Raw genomic sequence first — 23,030 nt, 5'->3', positions numbered from 1 at the left:
AGAGCCGATGTTGACTTCGCGGAGCTTAAGCGGAAGGACCTTCGATGTACTCAACGCGTTTTTCATGATCGCCTTGTGCGTCTGTACGCTGTATCCGTTCTACAATATCCTCATTACGTCTTTTAACGATCCGGCGGACGCCGCGCGCGGCGGCATTACGTTCTGGCCGCGGGAATTTTCCATCGAGAATTACAAGGTCGTGTTCCGGGACGACAGCATGATCCGGGCCTTTGTCGTCACGATCGCGCGGACGGTCATCGGCACGGCGGCAGCCGTTCTCTTCACCGGCGCGTTCGCCTACGGCATTTCGAAGTCCGAGCTGGTGGGCCGCAAGCTGTTTCTTATGATGGCGATCGTTACGATGTATTTCAGCGGCGGCATTATTCCTTATTACTTGGTCGTCGCGAAATACTTGCATATGAAAGGCCACTTTCTCGTGTATATCATTCCGAATTTGTTCAACGTATTTAATGCGATCATCATGCTCACTTTTTTCCGGGCGCTGCCCAAGGAGATCGAGGAATCGGCGAAAATCGACGGCGCCAACGATCTGCGCATTTTTTTCCAGCTGGTGCTGCCGGTTTCCAAGCCGGTGCTGGCGACGATCGCGCTGTACAATGCGGTCTTCCACTGGAACGCTTGGTACGACGCCATGCTGTTCGGCGGGGAGAAGCTGCTGACGCTGCAGCAGATTCTGATGCAGATCATCAGCTCCAACAGCAACGTCAGCCTGATCGCGAGTCAGCTAGGCTTAGGGTCGGTCACGGCCTCCTCGCTGAAGCTGGCGACCATGGTCATCACGACGCTGCCTATTGTATTCACTTATCCGTTCGTGCAGAAATACTTCGTCCAGGGCGTCATGATCGGCTCGGTCAAGGGATGAATCGGCACAAACCGCAACGGTATGGAGCGCATCGTTGGGGGCCGCACCGGTTACCCGGCTTCGGACCCCCTGAATTCGCCAAATTTTCGGCTTAACCGGCTTCGGCCGTTCAAAGCATAGAGCAAGCTCATAATCTCGAGGGAGGTCTCACCATGATAAGAAAAGGCATTCAAACGGGCGCCGCCGCAGTACTGTTCGCCGCGATGCTGGCAGGCTGCAGCTCGAGCAACAACAACGCCGCGGCGAGCGCCAGCGGTCCGGCAAGCACGAGCGCGCCAAGCGCTAACGAAAGCGCAAGCGCTTCCGCATCCGGCCAGACCGGCGCTTCGCAGCCGTCATGGCAGAAGGATACTTCGCCTCTGACATTCACGCAGTATTTCTACGGCAACTGGGCGTCCAATTATCTCTGGAAAGACCAGTTCGCTATGGATCTCGTAAAGAAGAAGACCGGCATCACGATCGACCGGAAGCTTGCGACCGGCAGCGACGACGATTATCTGAACACGATGATCGCCGCCGGCGACCTGCCCGACACCATCATGCTCGACTGGAACAACCCGGCCGTTACGAAGCTGATCCAGAACGGCATGGTCTACTCGATCGACGAACTGATCGAAAAGTACGCGCCGGAGTTCAAGTCGCAGCTCGATCCGGATATGATCAAGTATCATTCCGTGGACGGCAAGCTCTGGTATTTGCCGAACCTCTACGAGACTCCGGATCGTCTCACCAGCGGCGTGCCGATCGTGCCGATCCGTCCGTGGTTTATCCGCTCCGACATCTATCAGGCGATCGGCAGCCCGAAGATCGAGACGACCGACGATCTGATGAATGCGCTTAAACAGGCCAAGGCGAAGTTCCCCGACGTCAGTCCGGTCGGACTCGAGTTTTTTGACGTCGCGCAGAACGGATTCCACGGCAGCAACTCGATGGATTACTTGATCTACTCCTTCTCTCCTCATCTGCTCGAGGAACAGGTCAAGGACGATCAGCAAATCGTGGAATACCCGATGCGCAACAAGGGCTTTATCGATTCCTTCCGTTATCTGAATCAGCTGTTCCGGGGCGGTCTGCTCGACTCGCAGCTGCTCATCTACAAGCAGGAGCAATACGAGGAGAAGCTGTACGGCGGGCAGTACGCGGTCGCATCCCAGTTCATGACCAATATGTACACGATGTTCAATCCGAAAATCCAAAGCGCGGTAGGCAAGGACAAAACCTATACGGTGCTGGACGGCTTGAAGGCGAACGGCCAGGATCCGCGCTACCCGGCGAGCCGCCTCATGGGCTGGCAAGGCTTCTTCATTACGAAAAACGCCAAAAATCCGGAGCGGATCATCAAGTTTGCCGAGTATGCCTGGTCGGATGAAGGGCAGCTCGACATGCGGTACGGAACGGAAGGCGAGACGTACGACATGGTGGACGGACTGCCGAAGCTGAAGGCCGATATTTTGAACATGAAGCTGAACGACAACGCCACGTTTAATTCGAAATACGGCTTCGACGATTCGACGCTGCTGTGGAGAGCGGGCAAACAGTGGGACGGCGCGGCCGCCCGCGACCTCAAGGAGAGCCAGCCGGAGCAGTACGACGCGTCCGTGCTGTTGTCCAAGTACGATTACGACAGCTATTCGCTCGGCATGGAGAACCTGGAGCCGGACGGCTCGTCTCAGGAAGGCACGATCAATACGAAGGTAAAGGATCTGTGGAACAAGACGATTCCGAAGCTCGTTATGGCGAAGACGGACGATGAGTTCAATTCCGTATACGACGCCTTCGTCAAGCAAATCAACCAAGTCGGCGCGGAGAAAGTCGAGAAGGTCATGTACCAACGCCATCTGGCGGATTTGCAGAAAAAAGGCTTGAAGTAAAGCTTGATGTAAAAGGTAGCTCGATTGCGAGCTAATCGGCTCCCCATACGGTTGACAGGCGAAGTGATTCATCAGCCTGCCGCCGCGAGGGGAGCCTTTTCGCGCGACCAGGATGATGAAAATAGTGTTAGGCCGACATCAGCGTGCTGAAACGATTGTACGATCTATCATCCAAATCGCAACGTCGTCTCGTGCCCGTCCGCGCGGATCGCGTACGTCCCGCTATATCGTTCCGCCCGGCAATACGGATTGTCGAACCGCGGATAATTGTCGAACGGAATGGCGCTGCCTCTCACTAGCAGCGGGCCTTCCCAGCCGAAGGCGATTTCTCCGTAGGCTGGATCCTGCCACATCACAGAAGAATGGGCATCTACGCGCAGTTCGCCTTGCAGCAGCCGTTGCACGAACGTTTCGAAGGAGCCGTCTTCGGCCAGACGTCCCACCCGGCACACCCATACATTTTCCAGCGCGTCGCAACGCGCCTCTTCTTCGGGCAGGCGTTCCGTCCAATGATACCCGCGCTGGGAGTATAGCGCCACATAGCCGTCTCCTTTTCGGCCGAACAGCCAGCCGCCGCGCTCCAGCGTTTCATCGAACCGGCGCTTGGGGAAAAAGCCATGCGTGTACGGCAAGCTGACATCGGAAGGCAGCCGATAGATGGAAATGACAACGGATCCATATTGGATCGATCGAGGCATCACGTCGTTGCCAGTCCACAGGTCGTGCCGGCCGGTCCGCGCGCTTTCCGTACCCGGATGATTCGTGAACACGACCACGCCTCCGCTCAGCGAAGCTTGCCATATATGCTGCTGGAATCCGTTCTCCCCTTTCCGGAAATCTTGCGCGCAGCTGAGCATATAATCGCCCGTGCGGCGGGTGATTTTGTTGACGCGGCTTAAGTACGTGCTGCCCCGGCACGGCTTCGGGGCGATGCCCGCCTCTGCGCACTGGGCGAAATAAGCGGCTTCCTGCACCAGCTGGTGATTGACGGGAATGCCGTATTTTCGCGCCATGTCGATATTGGTCCGGATTAAATCCTTGTGCGTGTACCCCATGTTCTGCCAGTAAAAGGCCGTATCTTCCTCCGTCGCAACGCCTTTTCCAAGCTTCTCGCCATCCTCGACATCGAAGCTTTGCTGTTCCCGGCTTTCCATGGCGACCGTATCCAAGGCTGCAGCAACGACGGCAGCGGGAGCCTCGTAATCGCTGGTGGAAAGGGCGGTGGCGCTTAAGTGCAGGAGATGGCCGGCATGCTCGCCTCTGTCCCACAGTAAATATTGCAGCGGCTGCGTCGATTGGTTGGCAGGCTCCAGAATCATCTCGGAATAAGTCCGACCCTGCGTGCAGCTATAAGCGCCATTATAGGAGTTGACCGCCATCCCGAACGACATGAGGTCGAGCAATTGTCGGGCCGCATGGCGCAATCCGGCATCATCGGCCAGATCGTAAACGTTCAATACGGACAAATAGTTTTCCGACATGTAGCAATGAGAATCCCATTCGCTGAATCCCACCATCGCCTTCACCCGAATCCAGTCGGCGATAGAGGCGGCCGCCGGCTGGATCAATTCGTGTCCGTACCGTTCATGCGCCGCAAACCAGTCGTCCGGGTAGAATTGGGCTGCGAGCAGTTGGCAAGTTCGGTATAGCATAACGTGATTTTCCGTGACGAAATATTGCGACCCGGAATGCCAGCTCCGCTTGGCGTCGTACCAGTATTCAAATCCGGTAAGGGTGGACCGAATCCGCTGCAGCAGCGCATCGCCGAGCAACGGGCTCCCGCCGTACAATAGGAGCATCCGCAAGATCACATTCACTGCAAAATCGCTGCAATCTTCGCGCCGATCGATCGTCTCCAGCATCCGGACGAATGCCTCTTCGTCCACAGGAAGCCCAAGGGCGAGACGGCTTAGGGCGGAAGTCGCCACTTTATAGCGGTGGTTATCGTGATCGGCCTTGGCGGAAGCGACCAGATAAGCTTGCTTGCGCAGCTTGGCGTCAGTGGCCATGGCGTTGTTAGCTCCTTTCCTGCATAAATTCGGCTAGCAGCATGAGGGTCAATCCTTGACCGTAAAGGGTCGCATAACAAGTCAGCTCATTGTAATCTTCGACGGTGTCCATAATGGGGGTGCCGCCGGATACGGACAGCACTTCGCCGGTGTCGGCGATTTGGCCGACGACGCCTTGCAGTCCCAGCTCCGCGTACCGCATATAAGAGGCCTCGACAAGACCGAGCTTCACCGCTTTGGCGATGCCGCACGCGATCCCCGCGCTGCCGGACGTTTCTTGATAAAATGAAGGACGATCCATCACGGTGTGCCACAGGCCGTTCGTCGCTTGGTATTTGACGATATTGCGCACGAGCGTATCATAACGATTCAGTACGGCGGCGGATGCCGGCACGCCGACCTTACGGGCTTCCTCCACGATCATAGGGGTACCTACCGCGAGCCATGCGTTGCCGCGTGTCCATCTGGCTCCTGACAGATGATCGCCCGTAGCGCAGTCATAGCCGTGAAACAGCACCCCGGTTTCGGCATCTTGCAGCACTTCCAGATGCAGCTCCAGCTGCCGGAGCGCCTCCCTGACATAAGCGGCGTCGCCGGACAGGCGGGTCAGCTTCGCCAAGAACAACACCGCCATGAAAATCGTATCGGCCCACACCTGGTCCTTTAGCTTGTCGTAGCTCTCTACGGAATTGACCGTATGCTGCAGCGCTCCGGCTTGCGTCCGGTGGGCATTGTCCAACACCCAATCGCCCCATGACAGGGCCATTTCTTTATAAGCGGGATCTTCCGTCCGCCAGTACAGATCAGGCAAAATACCGAAAGGAGCCGTCGCATTCACGGCTTGAATGTCGTTGCGTTTATGCGCGTTATTCCGCATCCATTCCAGCAAGTAAGCCTGCACTTGCCCTTCGTGACTGGATTCGAAATAGGCCGACATGGCGATTAGGCCGACGCCGGGGTTCCAGTCCCAATGATGAATCGCCATGCCCCAATCGCCGGCATGGCAATCTGCGGCATGGCGGATGACTTTGCCGGCTTGTTCGCCGTGATCGGCAATCATAAACGTAAATACGCGGTCGGCCAACGTAGATAGTGTCGAATCTGATAACGTCATGGCAGCGCACCCTCCGGATCGTCGGTAATATCGCTCCCATTGTATCGGAGTAAGTACGCTTCCGGTCATCCGACGTTGCGGCATTCATCGTCCAGAATTGCTGTCTCGTCTACCGTCGCCGGAACTGCTCTGGCGTAAACCCGGTAAGATCCTTGAAGCTGCGGATAAAATGCGACGACGTCTGGAAGCCGACCTGATCGCTAATCAGGTGAATAGGGTACGCCGTGTGCAGCAGCAGCGTTTTGGCTTCATTGACGCGAATCTGCTTCATATACGCTTGCACTGTCGTGCCCATCTCCCGTTTGAAGAAGTGGCACAAATAATATTTGCTGACGTGCAGCGCCTCCGCCATGAGATCAAGTGAAAGCGGTTCCCGGTATCGCTCGTGGAGCAGCAGCAGGACCTGGCCGACCAGCTTGTCGCGTGCCGTTTGTGGCGCAGCTGTCCACTGCCGCCCGGGAGAATTGCGAAGCTGCCGGGAGATCAGCAGGAGCAGCTCCTGCAAATAAAGCTGCAGCGCAATTTTTCGCTGCCATTCGTCGGCCACGTACTCTCGGCCGATTCTGCCGAACAGCTCCGCGAGCCTTTCCTGCTCGCCCGGCAGGTCCACCAAATGATTCGGATAGGCCAGCCGTTCGAGCGGTTCCAGCAAGGCATGTGCGCCTTCCGGTACGACACTGGGTAGAAAATGGATCAGATGCCGCTCGTACGGCGGCTCTATCACATGAAACTTGTGCATCGTCAAGGCATTAAAAACTAGCATGTGGCCGGGTTTGACGCGATACAGATGGTTTTTCAGAACGACTTCAAGTACGCCGCTCGTCACCCATACGATCTCGTAGCCGAGATGCGAATCGAACACTTTGGGATAATCCTGATTCGTCTTCCTCTCGTAAACGAATCGGTGCTCTCGCAGCACATCGTAGAAAGTCATGCTTACTCACCTTTTCTCAAAAAAACTGGGTTGTATTGTAAAAAAAGTTTCTATACAGTTATTCGTGAAAACGAGGGGGAGAGGAGACGAGCATGGCATGGGGGCCGGCATCACGCGGCATGGCGAAAAACATTGTCTCTATTATCGTACTTATGGATCGCGCTTGCAATTGTAACATTTAATGAAGGAAAGGGATTATAATTCCATTCATAGGCAAAGTAAAATCGCGCGTTATCGTATTGACGGACATCAGCAGCGTGACCGGGGGCTTCAAGGAGCCGGATGACGCCCAATCGCTTGTGCGCTTCCTGCTGTATGCGAATGAATTTGATATTGAGTATACAAATCACTGGAAAGACCGGAAGCCCGCGTACATTCGTGAAATATTGGAGCCCTACGGCCAGGTGCACGGGAATCTATCGCTTCACGACCCGGCCTTTCCCGGCAAGGAGGGGCTGCTGCGCGTGGTGAAGGCTGGCAACCCGAATGACGGCCCGGCGTTTGTCGGAGAAGAACCAATGACGGGGAGCCGCCTATGACCAGCTACGGGCGAGTTGTCGTTACCGAGAAACTGTCTTAGCGTGAATCAGGAGAAAAGGATGGCTTGTGTTCAGGAATAATAGGAGCACAGGTCTTTTTTTCTTCGCGGCCGATGTCAACAGATGTGCATGCTGGGTGAAGAAATGATTACTTATGCGAGGAAAAGCCCGATTTCATCGGTTTTTCCCAAACGCTTGAACAAATGAATATCGACTGTCAGGATATTTACCTCCTACCATGGAAGAGGCAAGTCACATGAAGGAGTGAATCATCTTGGCTGTCTACAATCATTCGGCCGATACCGAGTTGAACCGGATAAGCGCTGGAGCTGCAAGTGTCGGTGCAAGTGTTGGGAGGAAGAAGAGTCGGCTGCGCAAGATGACGATGGACCGCTGGCTTTACTTGATGCTGCTGCCGGGTGTCATCTACTTTCTATTATTTAAGTACGGTCCGATGTGGGGCATCGTCATCGCCTTCCAGGATTATTCGCCCTTCCTGGGGATGACGGGCAGCGAGTGGGTAGGCATGAAGCATTTCCACCGTCTGTTTACCGATCCGACCTTTTTCATGCTGCTGAAAAATACGCTGCTGCTTTCGCTTTTGAACATCGCCTTCGTATTTCCGATGCCGATAATTTTGGCGCTCATGCTGAACGAGCTGCGGGCGGCGAAGTTCAAGCGAATCATTCAGACGCTGATCTATATTCCGCACTTCATGTCCTGGGTCATCATTGTCGGCATATTTTACGTGATCTTCGAGATGCAGGACGGGGTTTTCCAGGAAGTCCTGACTGCCGTCGGACTGCAGAAGTTTACCATTATGATGGATCCGGACCTGTTCCGCCCGATGTATATCTTGCAGTCGATCTGGAAGGATACGGGCTGGGGTACGGTCATCTACCTGGCTGCGCTGGCGGGGGTCGATCCTCAGCTATACGAGGCGTCCAGGATGGACGGGGCAAGCCGGATGCGTCAGGTTTGGCACATTACCCTGCCCTGTATTCGCAGTACGATCATCATTCTATTGATCTTGAAAATCGGCGACATTCTGGAGCTTGGCTTCGAGCATGTATTCTTGTTGTTAAATCCCCTTAACCGAGGGGTGGCCGAAATATTCGATACGTATGTGTATACGTCGGGTATCGTTCAAGGCGCCTTCAGCTACTCGACGGCCGTCGGACTGTTCAAATCCTTCGTCGGACTCGTGCTTGTGCTCGCTGCGAACAAGCTGTCCAAGAAGTTCGGCGAGGAAGGAATCATTTAAGAAGGGAGGAAGCCGTCCATGATGAAGCATAACCACACGTTCGCCGGCCGAATATTCGACTATTTGAACTATACAGTGCTGTCCTTGTTCGCGCTCGCTGCGACCATTCCGTTCGTTCATATCGTAGCGACCTCGTTTGCCTCCGAACAGGAGATTCTCACGAAGGATTTCGTCCTGTTTCCTACCGATTTCTCGCTGAACGCCTATCGGATCATCTTCGCGAACGACCGGCTTGTGCACAGCTTGCTCGTCACGGCATTCATCACGGGGGTCGGGACGCTGATCAACATCGTCGCGACATCCATCATGGCGTATCCGTTGTCCCGCAAGGACCTGATCGGACGGAAGCCGCTTATGATGATGATCCTGTTCACCATGCTGTTCGGCGGGGGCCTGATTCCTACGTTTCTGCTCATCAAGGCGCTGGGACTGATGAATTCCTATTGGGCCCTTCTGCTGCCGGGCGCGATCAGCGTGTTCAATCTCATTATTTTGAAAAACTTTTTTCAGCAAATGCCCGACGGGCTTGAGGAATCCGCCAAAATCGACGGCGCGAACGACCTCGTCATCCTGTTCCGGCTCGTGCTGCCTCTCTCCCTGCCGGCCATCGCCACCTTCAGCTTGTTCTATGCGGTAGGGCATTGGAACACGTTCATGCCGGCCGTGCTCTATATTAACGATCCGGACAAATGGCCGATTCAAGTGCTGCTCCGTAACGTCGTGATGCTGTCGCAGGGCTGGATCGACAACCCCGAGGCGACAGCCGAACAGCCCGTTTCGCCGGAAACGGTCAAGATGGCCGTCATTACGGTAGCCACGCTTCCCATCTTGTGCGTGTATCCGTTTCTGCAAAAGCATTTTGCTAAAGGGGTGATGCTAGGTTCCGTAAAAGGTTAGTCCGCAAGCCGGCAATTCCACAACATTATCAATCGGGAGGTCCATTCGTTCATGAAACGATCGACGATGAGAAAGATTACGGTTGCCGTAGCGGCAACGGCATTGACAGGAACGCTTCTGGCAGGATGCGGCAACGACGATGACAATGCCGCTTCCTCGACGGGCGCGGCCAGCGGCAAGCCATCCACGGCGAGTGCATCGCCCGATGCATCGCCTACGACGATCAAGATTATGTCCCAGACGGTCACGGATCCGATTAAGGACGACAACCCGATGAAGCTCGAGCTGGAGAAGATGACGAATACGAAGCTGGAATTCACTTGGGTTCCGGCAACGGCTTACAACGATAAATTTAACGCGACCCTGGCCTCCGGCGAGCTGCCGCAGGTGATGCTGACGAATACGGCCCGCGTGACGAACGTGGTGAATGCGGTGAGGGCCGGCGCATTCTGGGAGATCGGACCTTACCTTGACCAATTCCCCAATCTGAGCGAATTGAACAAAGAGATGTTAAGTTTTACGAGTTACGACGGCAAGATCTACTTGCTTCCGCGGTCCCGCGACGGCGCCAGACATCTTATCGCTTATCGCAAGGATTGGGCGAACAATTTGGGCCTCGCCGAGCCGAAGACGCTTGAAGATTTGGCCAACCTGGCAAAAGCGTTTACGGACAACGATCCGGATAAGAACGGTAAAAACGACACGATCGGCTATGCGGAATCTTCCTCGCTCGACGCGTTGTCCCGCGATATCTCCGTTTATCTCGGCGGACCTATGAACAACGGCATGATGAACGATCAGGTCGTGCCTAACTTTTTGACGCCGGCATTTTTCGAAGGAATGAAGTGGTATCGCGAGCTGTACGCGGCCAAAGCGATCAACCAGGATTTTGCATTGCTCAACGGCGCGCAGCAAGCGGATCTGTTCAAGAAAGGCAAGGCCGGCATTATCATCGCTGTCGACAGCAATGTGAAGAACTATCCGAAAGATCTGCAGCTGGTAGATTCGAAGAGTGAAGTGGGCGTCATTCAAGGCCTTTCAGGGCCTGAGGGCTTAAGAGCTTCCTCGACAGGCGGCTCGCTCGGCGGATTTTTGTTCTCCAAAAGCTCGATAAAAACAGAAGAGGAGCTGCTCCTGATTCTTGGCTTCTTCGACAAGTTATCCTCTCCTGAGGCCATGACCATTGCCTATCGCGGTATGAAAGATGTAGATTATAAGATGGAAGACGGCTTCGTCGTACCTAACGAAGTGCAGTCTGATGAGGCCAAGGCAGGAATCGCCGCGTTTAGCGAGCTGGCTGTCGCACACGTAAAAGTAGGCGTACCTCTGAAGGTGACCCCGTTCACCGAGCTGGTCAGCGGCATGGTCGCAGCCAACGAGAAGATCGCCGTCTATGACGTAGCCGGTCCCCTGATCTCGAATACCAAAAACGAGAAGGGGCCGGAGCTGGACAAGATGAAGACGGATGCGATCGTGAAGTTCATTATGGGTCAAATCGACGAAGCCGGCTATCAGAAGGCGATTGAAGATTGGAAGAAAGCGGGCGGCGATCAGGTCATCGTAGAGCTCACCGAAGAATATAAGAAGGCGCAAGGCAAGTAAACGATAAGGCCGCGGCAACAGGGAGGAACGACCATGAGCTTTCGCCAGATGACTTATTTGAATAAATTGCTGGTGTATGGGTTCCTCCTTGGCGTCGTACCTCTCGCAATCCTTGGATTCCTGTCCTATTCCCGCGCTTCGGCAACGATTCAGAAGTATGTGGAAGCCGGCAATCTGCAAATTCTAAAGCATAGCCAGCTTGCCGTCGAGCAAAATATGAAGACCGTCGAGACTGCCCTCGTGGCCTTCCTCAACAGCCCGCAAGGCACGGATTTGTACAATATCCCGCTTGATAATAATAAGTACGGGCCGTTCAGCGAGCTCGAATCCAGCATGCGCCAGCTGCAAATCTATGAGACTGGCGTTTTCGACGTGACGTTATACAACATGCAATACCTTTGGCGGGTCAACAATGCGGGGATTGCCACGCTCGATAATAAAGAAGAGGAGCTGCTGCCCTACCAGGATTTTCTGAATTCTTCCTTGAATTCCACCTGGATTAACAATGAGCATGGCATCCGTTTTCTGAAGAAGAGTCCGCTCTATGTAAAGAACCCGGCGATGCTAGTCGTGGCGGATATCCCGTATTCTCATCTCGGCAAGCTGCTGCTCCGGACGAATCCGCTAGGCAGCACAGCGATCCTGAACAGTCGCAGGGAACTGATGCTCGGTCAGGATCAGGGCTCCGTACAGCAGCTGCTTGGCCATGCGGAGCTGATGAAGAAGCTGTCCGGCGACGATCTTGAGGGACAGTTAGTCGTAAAGCGCGGCGGCAAATCATACGGCGTGACCTTCGTCCGCTCCACCTATTCGGGATGGTATTATATCGCAGCCGCTTCAATCGACGAGATCACCAAGGAATCACGGTCGATCGGGCAGTTTATCTGGTGGATCTGCGCCGGCATTCTGTTGTTGATATTGCTCGCCGCCTGGTTCGGCTCCAACAATATGTATCGGCCGATACGCAAGCTACACAGTGCGATTGTCGGATCGGGGGACAAGTCGGGCGATCCTGGCGACAGCAAGGAGGATCATATTCAGCAGATCGGCCAGCGCGTGACGAAGCTGCTCGACCGGGAGAAGAAGATGTCCAGCCAGATCGAAGGCTACACGGCGCAGCTCGAGGCGTTTTTCGTACAGAAGCTCATCCTGGGCGATGTGCGCAAACGTGAAATCGACGAGAAGCTGGACATGTTCGGCTATGCGGCCGATTGGCGCCATATGACGGTGATGGCGGTGGAGATCGATACGCTGGAAGGAACGCGGTACAGCCGCAACGATCAGGATTTGCTGCTGTTCGCGATCAGCAATATGGTCAACGAGATTATTCCGCAGACGAACCGGCTGGCGCCGATCGTCTCCGGCAGCAGCCAGTTAAATGTGCTGGGCACGGCGCCGGACGATCCGGAGGCATGGAACGCCGAACTGCAGTTATGGGCGGAAGCGATTCAGAAGGCGGCGTCCAATTATTTGGACGTGACGGTCAGCGTCGCCTTGAGCAGGCCGGCAGCGCAGTGGACGGATGTGCCGCGGGCTTACCGGGAGGCTGGTGAAGCGCTGAACTATCGGGTGCGACTCGGCAACGAAGCGATTATTTTCAGCGAAGACGTTGTATCCGGGCCAGCCGAGACCATTCATTATCCGCTGAAACTGGAGCAGGAGCTGCTCGCTTCGATCAAGAGCGGGTACCGGCTGCAGGCCGAGGAGCAGCTGCGTCAATTCATGCAGGAGCTGGTACGGCCGCCGTTCCACTTTCAGGAATACCAGCTGAGCTTATTTAGGATGCTGACCGAGATTACCGGTCTGCTGCAGGCCGAAGGGATTTCGTTTAGTGAACTGGCGGGCGGAGAGGCACCGCTCATTGAACAGATGTCCCGGCTCCGAACGGTGGAGGAGATGGAGGAGTGGTTCCAGCAAAAGCTAATTACGCCGGTCATCACCGTCTTGGAAGAGCGCCGCAGCTCCCAGTTCCAAAATATTTCCGAAGCGGTCATTCAGATGATTCACGAGGACTTCGATACGCTGCTCACGCTGGAGCTATGCGCTTCCCGGATCCATTATCATCCGCATTATGTGAGCAAGGTGTTCCGTCAAGAGACCGGCGTGAATTTCAGCGAATATTTGCTGAAGCATCGGCTCGAGATGGCGAAGGGCTGGTTGACGGAGACGAGCATGACCGTGACGGAGATTGCCGAGAAGCTCAAGTATACGAGCCCGACTAACTTCATTCGCTACTTCCGCAAGATTGAAGGCATTACGCCCGGACAGTATCGGGAGAGAAATGCCGGGAGCGTATCCAAGGACGAATAGGAACAAGTTCAGCGCTTGCCTTTAAAGAGGCGGCGCTGTTTTTTTGCGCATAGAGCGATGTGAAGGAATGAATAGCCTCGTATTACTTGCGGAACAGGTGTTGGCTGAGCGGCCCTTATCGTCAGCACGTTAGTTCATGAATATAGACTGCGATGCGAATTCGTAAGAAAATCAATCTGAATTCATAGAAGGAAACAACGGCAAGGAGGTGGGAGTGGATCCATGATCAGCCTCAATCGTATCCGTTCGGCTATACTGTCAGCGGAGTACGAACGGGATCGCCTTCTGGGCGTGCGGCTAACGGATGAACGGAAGAAGTCTATCGTTCAGTCCGAGATCTTCGCCCGGCTAGTGGAGGACATTAGGCTGGAGTCGGCCAGGGCCAGACAGGAGCCGATTCCGGCGCTTCCGTTCTCCAAGTTTCATCTGTTCGTGAAGCAAGGTACGCGCGCGGAATACCAAAAGGCCTACTATGAACGTCGGGGCAGGCTGCTTGCCCTGGCGCTTGCGGCTTGGTTGCTTCCGGAAGAAGCGGCGCTCGAGACGCTGGAGGATCTGATCTGGGCGATCTGCGAGGAGCATTCGTGGGCGTTGCCCGCACATCTGCCATGGAGCTACGAACAACTGGTCGAATCGCGCGTCCCGATGGCGCAGACGGTCGACTTGTTCGCGGCGGAGACGGCGCACGCGTTGGCGGAAACGCTGTATCTCCTGGAGGATCGACTCAATCCTTGGGTCGTGCATCGGGTTAAGGAGGAGCTCGAGCGCCGGGTGTTCGGGCCGGTATTCAGCTCCGCCTACACCTTTCGCTGGGAGTGGCGCACGAGCAACTGGGCATCCGTCTGCGCCGGAGCGATAGGGATGGCCGCATTACTTATGGTTGAAGACGGCGAGCGCCTGGCCGGCATGATCGGTCGGCTCACCGGCGCGATCGCATGCTTTCTGGAAGGCTTCGGAGAGGACGGCTGCTGCACGGAAGGATTCAGCTACTGGGAATACGGATTCGGCTATTATGTATATTTCGCCGAGATGCTGAGGGCGTATACCGGAGGGGGGCTCGATCTGCTTCAGGGAGACAAGATCGCCGCTATCGCCCGTTTCCCGGCTGCCGTGGCGCTGACTTCGCCGCAATCCGTCAACTTTTCGGATAGCGTAGAGCAGCCGTTCCTCAGCACCGGTCTGCACAGCAGACTGTACGAACGCATTCAAGCGCCGCTGCCGGAGATGACCAGGACAGCCCGATTTCATGAGAATGCGACGTACCGGTTTCCGCAGATGGTCCGCAATCTGATCTGGACGGATCCGACCCATCTCAACCGGCCGATTACGACAGGCACCTACTTATTCTCCGATGCCGACTGGGTTGTAGACAAGCGGATGCTCGGGGGGACCTTGTTCGCATTCGCCGCTAAGGGGGGGCACAACGACGAGCCGCATAATCATAACGATCTAGGTCACTTTCTTCTGCATGCAGGAGGCGAGACGCTGCTTGTCGACCTGGGACAAGGCGCATACACCCGCGATTATTTCGGAGAGAAGCGATATGAGCAGGTGCATGCTTCCTCGGAAGGGCACGCCGTACCGGTCATTAACGGCTGCGTTCAGGGGACGGGGAAATCTTACCGCGGGATCGCCTTAGAAACGGATATTCGCGAACGGACGCTGGCCGTTAAGCTGGATCTGACCGAAGCGTACCCGGTGGAAGCGGGTCTAAACGTCTTCTGCCGGACCTTCCAATGGGCTTGCGAACCCGAACGCGGGGAGGCCGAGCTGACGCTGACGGATGCGTTCGTCTTCCGCGAGTCCGATAACCGGCTCTCCGAAACCTTTATCAGCCTGGCGGCGCCTATTATCGGGAAGGGCTGTATCGCCTGGGAAGGGCGGCAGGGGAAGGTGGTGATGTATTACGAGGCAAACTTGCTGACTGCGAAGCATGAGGTGCTCCGAAATGATGCCAACCCGGTTCGCACCCGCGTCGTTCACCGCGTTCGTCTGCATGCAGTCAAGGTGCCCGAACAAGCGGTTTTTGTATTCCGGTTCCGCTGCATGTCCAAGCCGAGCTGACTGAAACCCGCGGCCTGCCCCCGAACCGAGTAATCGGAATTACGAAGATGTAATCGCTTCCATTATTTCAAATCTGAAGGGAGTTGTGTAATTGATGAGGTCTAAAAAAGGGTTCAACAGGTTGTTGGCGGTTTTATTAGTTTTAAGCTTCGTTTTTTCGGTCGGGTTGGTTCAACCGAAAGCGGCATCCGCGGCCGTATTGTTTTCCGACGATTTCGAAGACGGAGACGCGGCCGGCTGGTCCGTCGTGAAAGGAGGGGCAACGAATTTTAGCGTAATATCGGACAGTACGATGGTTTACAAGGCTCAATATTCGAGCGGAGGCATCACGGAGAAATTAGCCGTTGCCGGAAACGCGGGATGGACGAATTATGCCGTGGAAGCGAAATTAAAACTGCTTTCGGGCAGCAACACAGGGTTGATCGCAAGATACGTCGACGACAATAACTTTTACTATCTAAGAATCGACAGTTCGAACGATAACATACAGCTGAGTAAAAAAGTAAACGGCACCTTCGCGCTTATCGCCGAAACGGCGATGACCATTAATACCAATACGGCCTATCAACTCAAATTAACGGTAGATGGCGTAAACTTAACCGGATTTGTGGATGGGGTACAAAAAATCAGCGCTTCCGATACCGCCTTTTCCGCAGGGAAAATCGGCACGAGAGGAACTTCTTCCACGTTCACCCTCGACAATGTCACCGTTTCGGACGCTCTTTCTCCGAATGCCGCTACCGTTACAGCCAAAAAAACGTTAAGTCCGATTTCCGTAAACGGGGTTCTGGACGAGTCAGTCTGGACGATCGCCCAAAGCGCGTCCAAGGTGGTACAAGGCACGATTGACAACACCGTAACTTACGGGACGCTGTGGGACGACAAGTATTTATATGTAGGCGTAAAGGTGCTTGACGGCAATCTGTACAACGATTCGTCAACGGACCCCTTCGACGATGATTCGGTCGAACTCTTTATCGACGCCGATCATAATCGCGGCACTACGTACGATTTAAAAGACTGGCAGTTCCGCAAAAGGTACAACGACACCGGTCTGTTTGAAAAATTGGACGAAACCGTCGGCGTAAAGCATGCTTGGTCGGCGATAGCAGGCGGATATGCGGTCGAGCTGGCCATCCCGTGGATCAACTTAGGCATCTCGCCTTCGGCGCAGACCGTCATCGGCTTCGACATCGCTGTCAACGATGACGATAACGGGGGAGTCCGTGACGGGCAGCTCGTATGGGCGGGCACTGCGAATAATTGGAATAATACCTCGGGATTCGGTGACTTGATTCTGTCCGCGACGACGGTCGGAACGCCGCCGACGCCGCCAACGGCGCCGCAGCCGGTCAACCGTTATGTGACGCCGCAGGGGGCGGGGACAAAAGACGGAAGCAGCTGGGCCAACGCATTCAAGGGCGACCAAGTCGGCGGGCTGCAGGCTGCATGGAATGCAACGGGCGTTACGAACACGCTTTTCGTAGGCAGCGGAACTTACACGGTGCCGCAGACGTTAAGCTTGTCGAACGGCGGCACGGACGTCTTGCATATGAAGAAGCTTATCGGCACGGATACGGGCGGCGGGCTGCCTGAATTCAGAGGCGACTTCACGCTGGCCAGCCAGGGCTCGCGAAAATTCATAGACGTGCCGCTTGGCGTCGGCTATTGGCAGATTCAGGATATCGTTATCGGCAACTATTTTTACGGCATTTATGTCAATGGGCAGAGCGAAGGAATCCGCATCTATAACGTGAGCGTTCATGACATGAGCGACGGCATCTACTTCTGGGGCAAAGCGACGCGTTCTAACTTGAATGCGGGTACGCATGACATCGTAGTTAAAGGCGGCAATTATACCAATTATACGAAAAGGGCCGTTCGATTCCGCAACGGCAACTATATGGCGAGCGTTATTGGCGTCAATGCCGACGCGGGAGGTCAGGCGAATTGGCACTCGGGCAATTTCCCGTTCGGCTTTAGCATCGGGAATTCGCCGGCGGAGTCCCCTTACATTTTCGATCACGATATTTTGTTCCAGGACGTGACCGCCCGCAATAGCTGGCACCAGGACGGCACCAACTATTGGAACGGCGACGGATTCACGGCAGAGCGCTCGTCGTACAATTTAACGTATGTGCGCAGCAAGGCGTTCGACAGCACGGACGGCGGCTATGACGATAAATCGAAAAATCCGGTGTATATCGATACGGTCGCTTTCGGCAACAAGCGGAACTACCGGTTGTGGTCGGCGGAAAAAGCGACCCTGATCCGTGCCATCGGCGGGTATTCGTTCAAGCGGGGCGGAAGCGGAGACGCACTCAATCTGCATGTGACCGGCGACGGTAATGTAGATGCTTACTACAGCACGTTCTGGAACAGTCAGAATTCGGAGATCGGACTCGAAGACGCGGGTACGGTCAATATTGTCGATTCGATTATCGGCAAAAATAACGGAACGTCTCTGTATAACTTATCCGGCGGACAATTAAACGTCGTCAACTCGGATGCATACGTGCTTGGCTTGCAGGGGACGGACCCCCAATTGGTAAACGGAAGCAACTCAGCCTGGGAAGGCGGCAGCAGCGATTTCAACAGCCAAGCTTACGGCAATACGAAAGGTTATACGTATCCGGGCCCGAATAACACGCCCTACACGGTTCAGATCAACTCGGGCAACCTTTCATTAAGTTTATACGGAAGCAGCACGATCAGCGCGCAGGTGCTGGACGGCAACAACAATCCGGTGGCGGATCCCGGTAATATCATTTGGTACAGCAAAGACGGATTCATTACTCGGCTTTTGCAGTCGCGCGGAGCAAGCGCCACCGTGCAAGGCTTGAATGCCGGAACGACAGACCTTATAGCGGTGTATAAAGGCGAAGAAGCGAAAATCTCGGTCACCGTAAGTTGATTCTGTAAGAGATTTTACTAAAAGGAGTACGTAGACGCCGCTGCCCGCTACTTTCCCCAACGGATAAACTTGTTGATCAACGCGTAAAAGGGGCTCGAATCCAGGTCCGCGAATCCGTTCATATCGCCGATCAGATCGGCGAACAGGAAGGGCAGCAGTCCGATCGCGAGCGCGGCGACGACCAACCCGACCGTTAAGCTCCGTAACAAGCGGCTCCATACGATCATGAGGCTCATCTCCTTCTATTTTATACTGTACGACGAAGAAGCGATCGCCCCGGATGAGGTGCGATCGCTTTTTCTCTTTACACGACGATCTCCCGCTTCTTGAAGAACGTCTTCAGCGCGTTGTACACCTCGGACTTCTCGCGGATCACGTAATAAAGGAACTGCTGATGGTCCAGATGCTTGTAGGCCGACATCAGCGTGCTTGAACGATTGTACTGGTTGACCTCGCCGTAGCCGAAAATATTGGCGCGGCCCAGCAGCTCCTTGATCAGACGGACGCAGCGCTCATTGTCGCTCGTCAGGTTGTCGCCGTCGGAGAAGTGGAACGGGTAAATGTTGTAGCTCGACGACGGATAACGGCTGTCGAGAATTTCGAGCGCCTTGATATAGGCGGACGAGCAGATCGTGCCGCCGCTCTCCCCGCGCGTGAAAAACTCCTCCTCCGTCACTTCCTTCGCCTCGGTATGATGCGCGATAAAAACAATTTCCACCTTTTCGTATTGACGGCGGAGGAAACGGGTCATCCAGAAGAAAAAGGAGCGCGCGCAGTATTTTTCGAAGGATCCCATCGATCCCGACGTATCCATCATCGCGATGATGACGGCGTTGTTCTGCGGCTTTACGATCTCCTCCCACGTCTTGAAGCGCAGGTCGTCCGGCGAGATGCCGGCGATCTCGGCCCGCCCGTCCCGGGAGTTGCGCCGCAGGTTCTCGAGAATCGTCCGCTTCTTGTCGATGTTGGACATGATTCCCTTGCGCCGGACGTCCGTGAACCGGATCTCGGTCGACTCGATGATCTCCTTGTCCTTGCGCTTCAGATAAGGAAGCTCGAGCTCCTCGAACAGCATGTTCTCAAGCTCCGCGATCGAGACTTCGGCTTCGACGACGTCTTCGCCGGGCTCGCTGCCCGCGCCTTCGCCTTTGCCGCCTTTCGCCGCCGGATCGGTTCCCAGTACGTCGCCAACCTGGCTGTCGCCGTCTCCTTGGCCGACATGCTTTTTCTTGTTGTGATTGTAAACGATATGGTATTCGTCCATGCTGCGGATCGGAATCTTAATGATCTGTTTGCCGTTCGACATGACGATATTTTCTTCGGACAGCAGGTCGGGCAGGTTCTGCTTCAGCGCCTCGCGGACTTTTTTCTGGTGACGCGACTGATCCTGGTAGCCCTTGCGGTGAAGCGACCAATCTTCTCTCGATAAGATGAACGATGGCTTGTTCACGATTTTTCGCACCCCTTTTCGGCCTTCTGCTCCGGTATGCATTTAATATATTCGGCTTTGGCCGTACGATGTGTGCGAATTGGAGCGGGCTGCCGCGACTGTTTAATTTTCCGATTCTGGGACGCATACAATGGGGTAAAGGGATGAAAAAGAACGTTTTGAATCATCATGAAAATGATGACAAACGAAAAGGAGCGATGAGACGGGTGAAGGATACGATCGATAAAATGATCTCGCTGGGATTGGGAGTCGTCGTCGCGAGCAAGGAACAGATCGAGAAGACGGTCGACGAGCTGGTGCGAAAGGGAGAAGTCGGGCGCGAGGAATCCAAAGGGCTCGTTGACGAGCTGATGCGAAAAGGCGCGGAGGCGCGGAGCAAGATCGAGGAGATGGCGCAGGAGAAGGCTAGCGCCTTCCGCGGAGACAACCGGTTCGTCACCCGCGAGGAGCTGGCGGCGCTCCAGCTCCGGATCGAGGCGCTCGAGGAGAAGATGCGCCAGGCAGAGATACGTCCGGCAGAAATGTGAGCGCGGTGCCGACATGAGCGCGGGTAAAAGGATACGGCAGCTCCGGCGTTACCGGACGATCGCGACGGCGCTGGCGCGCAACGGGTTCGGGTACGTGTCCGACGAGCTCGGGCTGGTCGACAAGCTTGCGTTTTTCCGCGTCGCGGAGCGCAACGACATCCGAACGAAGAGCGTCGGCGAACGGCTGCGGCTGATGCTGGAGGAGCTGGGGCCGACGTTCGTGAAGCTGGGTCAGCTGGCGAGCACGCGGCCGGACTTGATTCCGGCTCCGATCTTAAAGGAGCTCGAGCAGCTTCAGGATCAGGTGCCGCCGTTTGCCTTCGCGGAGGCGTCGCGCATTATCGAGCGCGAGCTGGACGCTCCCCTGATCGACTTGTTCGATCGCTTCGAAGAGACGCCGATTGCGGCTGCCTCGATCGGACAAGTCCATCGGGCCACGCTGAGTGATGGAACGGAGGTCGCGGTGAAGGTGCAGCGTCCGGACATCTCAGCCCAGATGGATACCGACCTTGCGATTCTGGCGGATCTGACGCGCCTGGCCGAGCATCGTCTCGAATGGGCGCGGCAGTACAGGCTGCGCGACATGGTCGAAGAATTGGCGAAGGCGTTGCGAGCCGAGCTTGATTACGGCGCCGAAGCCCGTAATGGAGAGCGGTTCGCCAAGATGAGCGAGAAGTGGGCGCATATTGAGGTGCCCAACGTGCATTGGGACTACTGCTCGCGGCGCGTCCTGACGACGGATTACATAGAAGGCATCAAGCTTTCCGACCGTATGCAGCTGGACGCTGCCGGGCTGCCCCGGCGACTCCTCGCCGAGCGGTATGCCGCGACTTTATTCGAGCAAACGCTGGTCGAGGGCTTTTTTCACGGGGATCCGCATCCCGGGAACGTGCTCGCGCTTTCCGACGGCCGGCTCGCGCTGCTGGATTTTGGCATGGTCGGACGCCTGACGCCCGCAGCCAAACGCAATTTCGCCGCATTCGTAATCGCGCTTCGCAATCAGAGCACCAGGGGCGTGCTGCGCGCCATCGCCAATATGGGAGCGATTCCGGAGGACGTGGACGACGAGCGCCTCTATGCCGATATCGACGAGATGCGGGACAAGTATTACAAGGTTCCCTTCGACCAGATCTCGATGGGGGAAGCCGTGCAGGATCTGTTCGCCGTCGCGTTCCGCCATCGGATCCAAGTACCGGCGGAGCTGACGCTGCTCGGCAAGACGATGCTGACGATGGAAGGCGTCGTGTCGTCGCTCGATCCCGACTTCAGCGTGTTCGACGTGGCCGAGCCGTTCGGCAAAAAGCTGCTGCGCGAGCAGTTGAACCCGGCGCGGATCGCCAAGGCCTGGATCGAGGAGGCGCCGGAGTTCGCCGAGCTGATCCGGGAGGTCCCTGCCGGACTTAGGCAATGGTCCAAGCTGGTGCACAAAGGCCGTATCCGGGCGGAGATCGAGATCGCCCAGGTTGACAAGATGACCAAGAAGCTGAACCGGATCAGCAATCGGCTGTCGTTCAGCATCGTACTGCTTGCGCTCAGCATCATTATGGCGGGGCTCATCATCGGAGCCGCGCTTGGCCATGCGGAGACGTCGATCTGGCGCTTTCCCATCATTGAGACGGGCTTCGTCATTGCCTCGCTCATGTTCGGATGGCTGATTTACGCTATCATTCGTTCCGGCAGGTTCTAGCTTCTACCCGCAGCACAGCCTCGGGGACGTTCCTGCGCTTTTGCAGGATGGCCCCGAGGCTGTCTCGCGTTAAAAGCCGCATGAGATGCTGTCGGAGCCGGCTCTCGCGGTTATTTGACCGCGCCGGCCGTGATGCCGCTCGCGATCTTGCGCTGGAATAAAATGTAGACGACGAGCACCGGTATAATCGTGATCAGCAGCGCGGCGAACAGCGGACCCCACTCGGTGCGGTACTGCATCTCGGCCTGCAGGACGCCGATCTCGACCGGCAGCGTGTATTGCTTCGGATCGTTGATCAGCACCGTGCCCACGACATATTCGTTCCAGATGTTCAGGACGTTGATGATGGCGACGGTGACGAGCCCGGGCTGCGAAAGGGGAAGCATGATCCTGAAGAACGTTCCATAATACGAGGCCCCGTCGATGACCGCCGACTCCTCGAGCTCCTTGGGCAGCGACTTGAAAAATCCGACGAGGACGAACACGCCGAAGGCGAGCACGCTCGAGGCGTACACGAGGATGAGGCCGAACCAGGTGTTGATCAGGTGGAGCGAATTCAGCAGGAAAAACAGCGGAATGAGCGCCAGCACGAACGGCACCATCATCGAAGCGATGTAGAACAGGTAGAGGAGGCCGCTGCCCTTGAAGGAATAGCGGGCGAGGACGTAAGCCGTCGAGGCCGAGAGCAGAAGCCCGAGCGCGGTCGATCCGGCGGTGATGACGAGCGAATTGACGAAGTAAGCATCGAAGTTGTATTTATCCCATACATACGAGAAGTTGGACCAGAGCAGCGGCAGCTTCGGCAGCGCCCAAGGCGCATTGGCCAGGAACTGGGCGTTGTTCTTCAAGGCGTCCAGCAGCGTCCATGCGAGCGGGTACAGGACCGCAAGGCTCCATACGAGCAGGATGGCGTAAAAAATCGTTTTGGCGGCCGGGTTGCGAAGTCCCAGTTTCATCGTCGTATC

Annotated in this window: 17 protein-coding genes; 11 read left to right on the top strand and 6 right to left on the bottom strand. The window is 55.7% G+C overall.

Going from position 1 to position 23,030, the window contains the following annotated elements; genetic code table 11:
* The first annotated feature begins 7 nt into the window (after positions 1 to 7).
* Together ACFOTD_RS04200 and ACFOTD_RS04195 are read left to right on the top strand one after the other, a co-directional pair.
* The gene (locus tag ACFOTD_RS04200) at positions 8 to 883 is read left to right on the top strand and encodes a carbohydrate ABC transporter permease (protein WP_378116033.1); all 876 of its coding nucleotides are present in this window, start codon (positions 8 to 10) and stop codon (positions 881 to 883) included.
* A gap of 152 nt (positions 884 to 1,035) precedes the next feature.
* Positions 1,036 to 2,754 carry an extracellular solute-binding protein gene (locus tag ACFOTD_RS04195; protein ID WP_378116031.1) on the top strand — a complete coding sequence of 573 codons (1,719 nt, stop codon included), beginning with the start codon at positions 1,036 to 1,038 and terminating at the stop codon, positions 2,752 to 2,754.
* A gap of 167 nt (positions 2,755 to 2,921) precedes the next feature.
* Here the strand turns inward: ACFOTD_RS04195 and ACFOTD_RS04190 are convergent, their stop codons facing one another.
* The 3 genes from ACFOTD_RS04190 to ACFOTD_RS04180 form a co-directional block, all read right to left on the bottom strand.
* Positions 2,922 to 4,763, bottom strand: a complete 1,842-nt coding sequence (locus ACFOTD_RS04190) for a hypothetical protein (RefSeq protein ID WP_378116029.1) — start codon at positions 4,761 to 4,763, stop codon at positions 2,922 to 2,924.
* A gap of 7 nt (positions 4,764 to 4,770) precedes the next feature.
* Complete coding sequence (locus ACFOTD_RS04185) at positions 4,771 to 5,877, bottom strand: glycoside hydrolase family 88/105 protein (protein ID WP_378116027.1); 1,107 nt, start codon at positions 5,875 to 5,877, stop codon at positions 4,771 to 4,773.
* A gap of 109 nt (positions 5,878 to 5,986) precedes the next feature.
* Entirely contained in the window at positions 5,987 to 6,811 is an 825-nt protein-coding gene (locus tag ACFOTD_RS04180) for an AraC family transcriptional regulator (protein WP_378116025.1), read from the bottom strand.
* Positions 6,812 to 7,050: 239 nt separating this feature from the next.
* On the opposite strand from ACFOTD_RS04180, the gene ACFOTD_RS04175 reads away from it, so the two are divergent.
* The 7 genes from ACFOTD_RS04175 (at position 7,051) to ACFOTD_RS04145 (ending at position 18,401) form a co-directional block, all read left to right on the top strand.
* Entirely contained in the window at positions 7,051 to 7,350 is a 300-nt protein-coding gene (locus ACFOTD_RS04175; protein WP_378116023.1) for a nucleoside hydrolase-like domain-containing protein, read from the top strand.
* A gap of 379 nt (positions 7,351 to 7,729) precedes the next feature.
* Positions 7,730 to 8,614 (top strand): ABC transporter permease, encoded by an 885-nt coding sequence (locus ACFOTD_RS04170; protein WP_378116488.1) that lies wholly within the window; start codon positions 7,730 to 7,732, stop codon positions 8,612 to 8,614.
* 18 nt (positions 8,615 to 8,632) lie between these two features.
* The gene (locus ACFOTD_RS04165) at positions 8,633 to 9,511 is read left to right on the top strand and encodes a carbohydrate ABC transporter permease (protein WP_378116021.1); all 879 of its coding nucleotides are present in this window, start codon (positions 8,633 to 8,635) and stop codon (positions 9,509 to 9,511) included.
* Between the two features lie 51 nt (positions 9,512 to 9,562).
* The gene (locus ACFOTD_RS04160; RefSeq protein ID WP_378116019.1) at positions 9,563 to 11,113 is read left to right on the top strand and encodes an extracellular solute-binding protein; all 1,551 of its coding nucleotides are present in this window, start codon (positions 9,563 to 9,565) and stop codon (positions 11,111 to 11,113) included.
* Between the two features lie 33 nt (positions 11,114 to 11,146).
* Positions 11,147 to 13,423, top strand: a complete 2,277-nt coding sequence (locus tag ACFOTD_RS04155; RefSeq protein WP_378116017.1) for a helix-turn-helix domain-containing protein — start codon at positions 11,147 to 11,149, stop codon at positions 13,421 to 13,423.
* A 222-nt stretch (positions 13,424 to 13,645) separates the two neighbouring features.
* Positions 13,646 to 15,487, top strand: a complete 1,842-nt coding sequence (locus ACFOTD_RS04150) for a heparinase II/III family protein (protein WP_378116015.1) — start codon at positions 13,646 to 13,648, stop codon at positions 15,485 to 15,487.
* 94 nt (positions 15,488 to 15,581) lie between these two features.
* The gene (locus tag ACFOTD_RS04145) at positions 15,582 to 18,401 is read left to right on the top strand and encodes a sugar-binding protein (protein ID WP_378116013.1); all 2,820 of its coding nucleotides are present in this window, start codon (positions 15,582 to 15,584) and stop codon (positions 18,399 to 18,401) included.
* 47 nt (positions 18,402 to 18,448) lie between these two features.
* Here ACFOTD_RS04145 and ACFOTD_RS04140 read toward each other — a convergent pair whose 3' ends face one another.
* Complete coding sequence (locus tag ACFOTD_RS04140) at positions 18,449 to 18,628, bottom strand: hypothetical protein (RefSeq protein ID WP_378116011.1); 180 nt, start codon at positions 18,626 to 18,628, stop codon at positions 18,449 to 18,451.
* 77 nt (positions 18,629 to 18,705) lie between these two features.
* On the bottom strand, positions 18,706 to 19,893 hold the full coding sequence (yhbH, locus tag ACFOTD_RS04135) for a sporulation protein YhbH (protein ID WP_378116009.1): 1,188 nt from the start codon (positions 19,891 to 19,893) through the stop codon (positions 18,706 to 18,708).
* A gap of 164 nt (positions 19,894 to 20,057) precedes the next feature.
* Here yhbH and ACFOTD_RS04130 point away from each other — a divergent pair, with 164 nt between their 5' ends.
* Together ACFOTD_RS04130 and ACFOTD_RS04125 are read left to right on the top strand one after the other, a co-directional pair.
* The gene (locus tag ACFOTD_RS04130) at positions 20,058 to 20,378 is read left to right on the top strand and encodes a phasin family protein (protein WP_378116007.1); all 321 of its coding nucleotides are present in this window, start codon (positions 20,058 to 20,060) and stop codon (positions 20,376 to 20,378) included.
* Between the two features lie 13 nt (positions 20,379 to 20,391).
* Positions 20,392 to 22,065, top strand: a complete 1,674-nt coding sequence (locus ACFOTD_RS04125) for an ABC1 kinase family protein (RefSeq protein WP_378116005.1) — start codon at positions 20,392 to 20,394, stop codon at positions 22,063 to 22,065.
* A 110-nt stretch (positions 22,066 to 22,175) separates the two neighbouring features.
* Here ACFOTD_RS04125 and ACFOTD_RS04120 read toward each other — a convergent pair whose 3' ends face one another.
* The gene (locus ACFOTD_RS04120; protein ID WP_217594057.1) at positions 22,176 to 23,021 is read right to left on the bottom strand and encodes a carbohydrate ABC transporter permease; all 846 of its coding nucleotides are present in this window, start codon (positions 23,019 to 23,021) and stop codon (positions 22,176 to 22,178) included.
* Positions 23,022 to 23,030: the final 9 nt, after the last annotated feature.

This window comes from Cohnella sp. GCM10012308 (assembly GCF_042649185.1).
Lineage (GTDB): Bacteria > Bacillota > Bacilli > Paenibacillales > Paenibacillaceae > Cohnella.
Note: the sequence above shows the minus strand (reverse complement) of the source record. Positions and strands in the feature narration are given on the sequence as shown.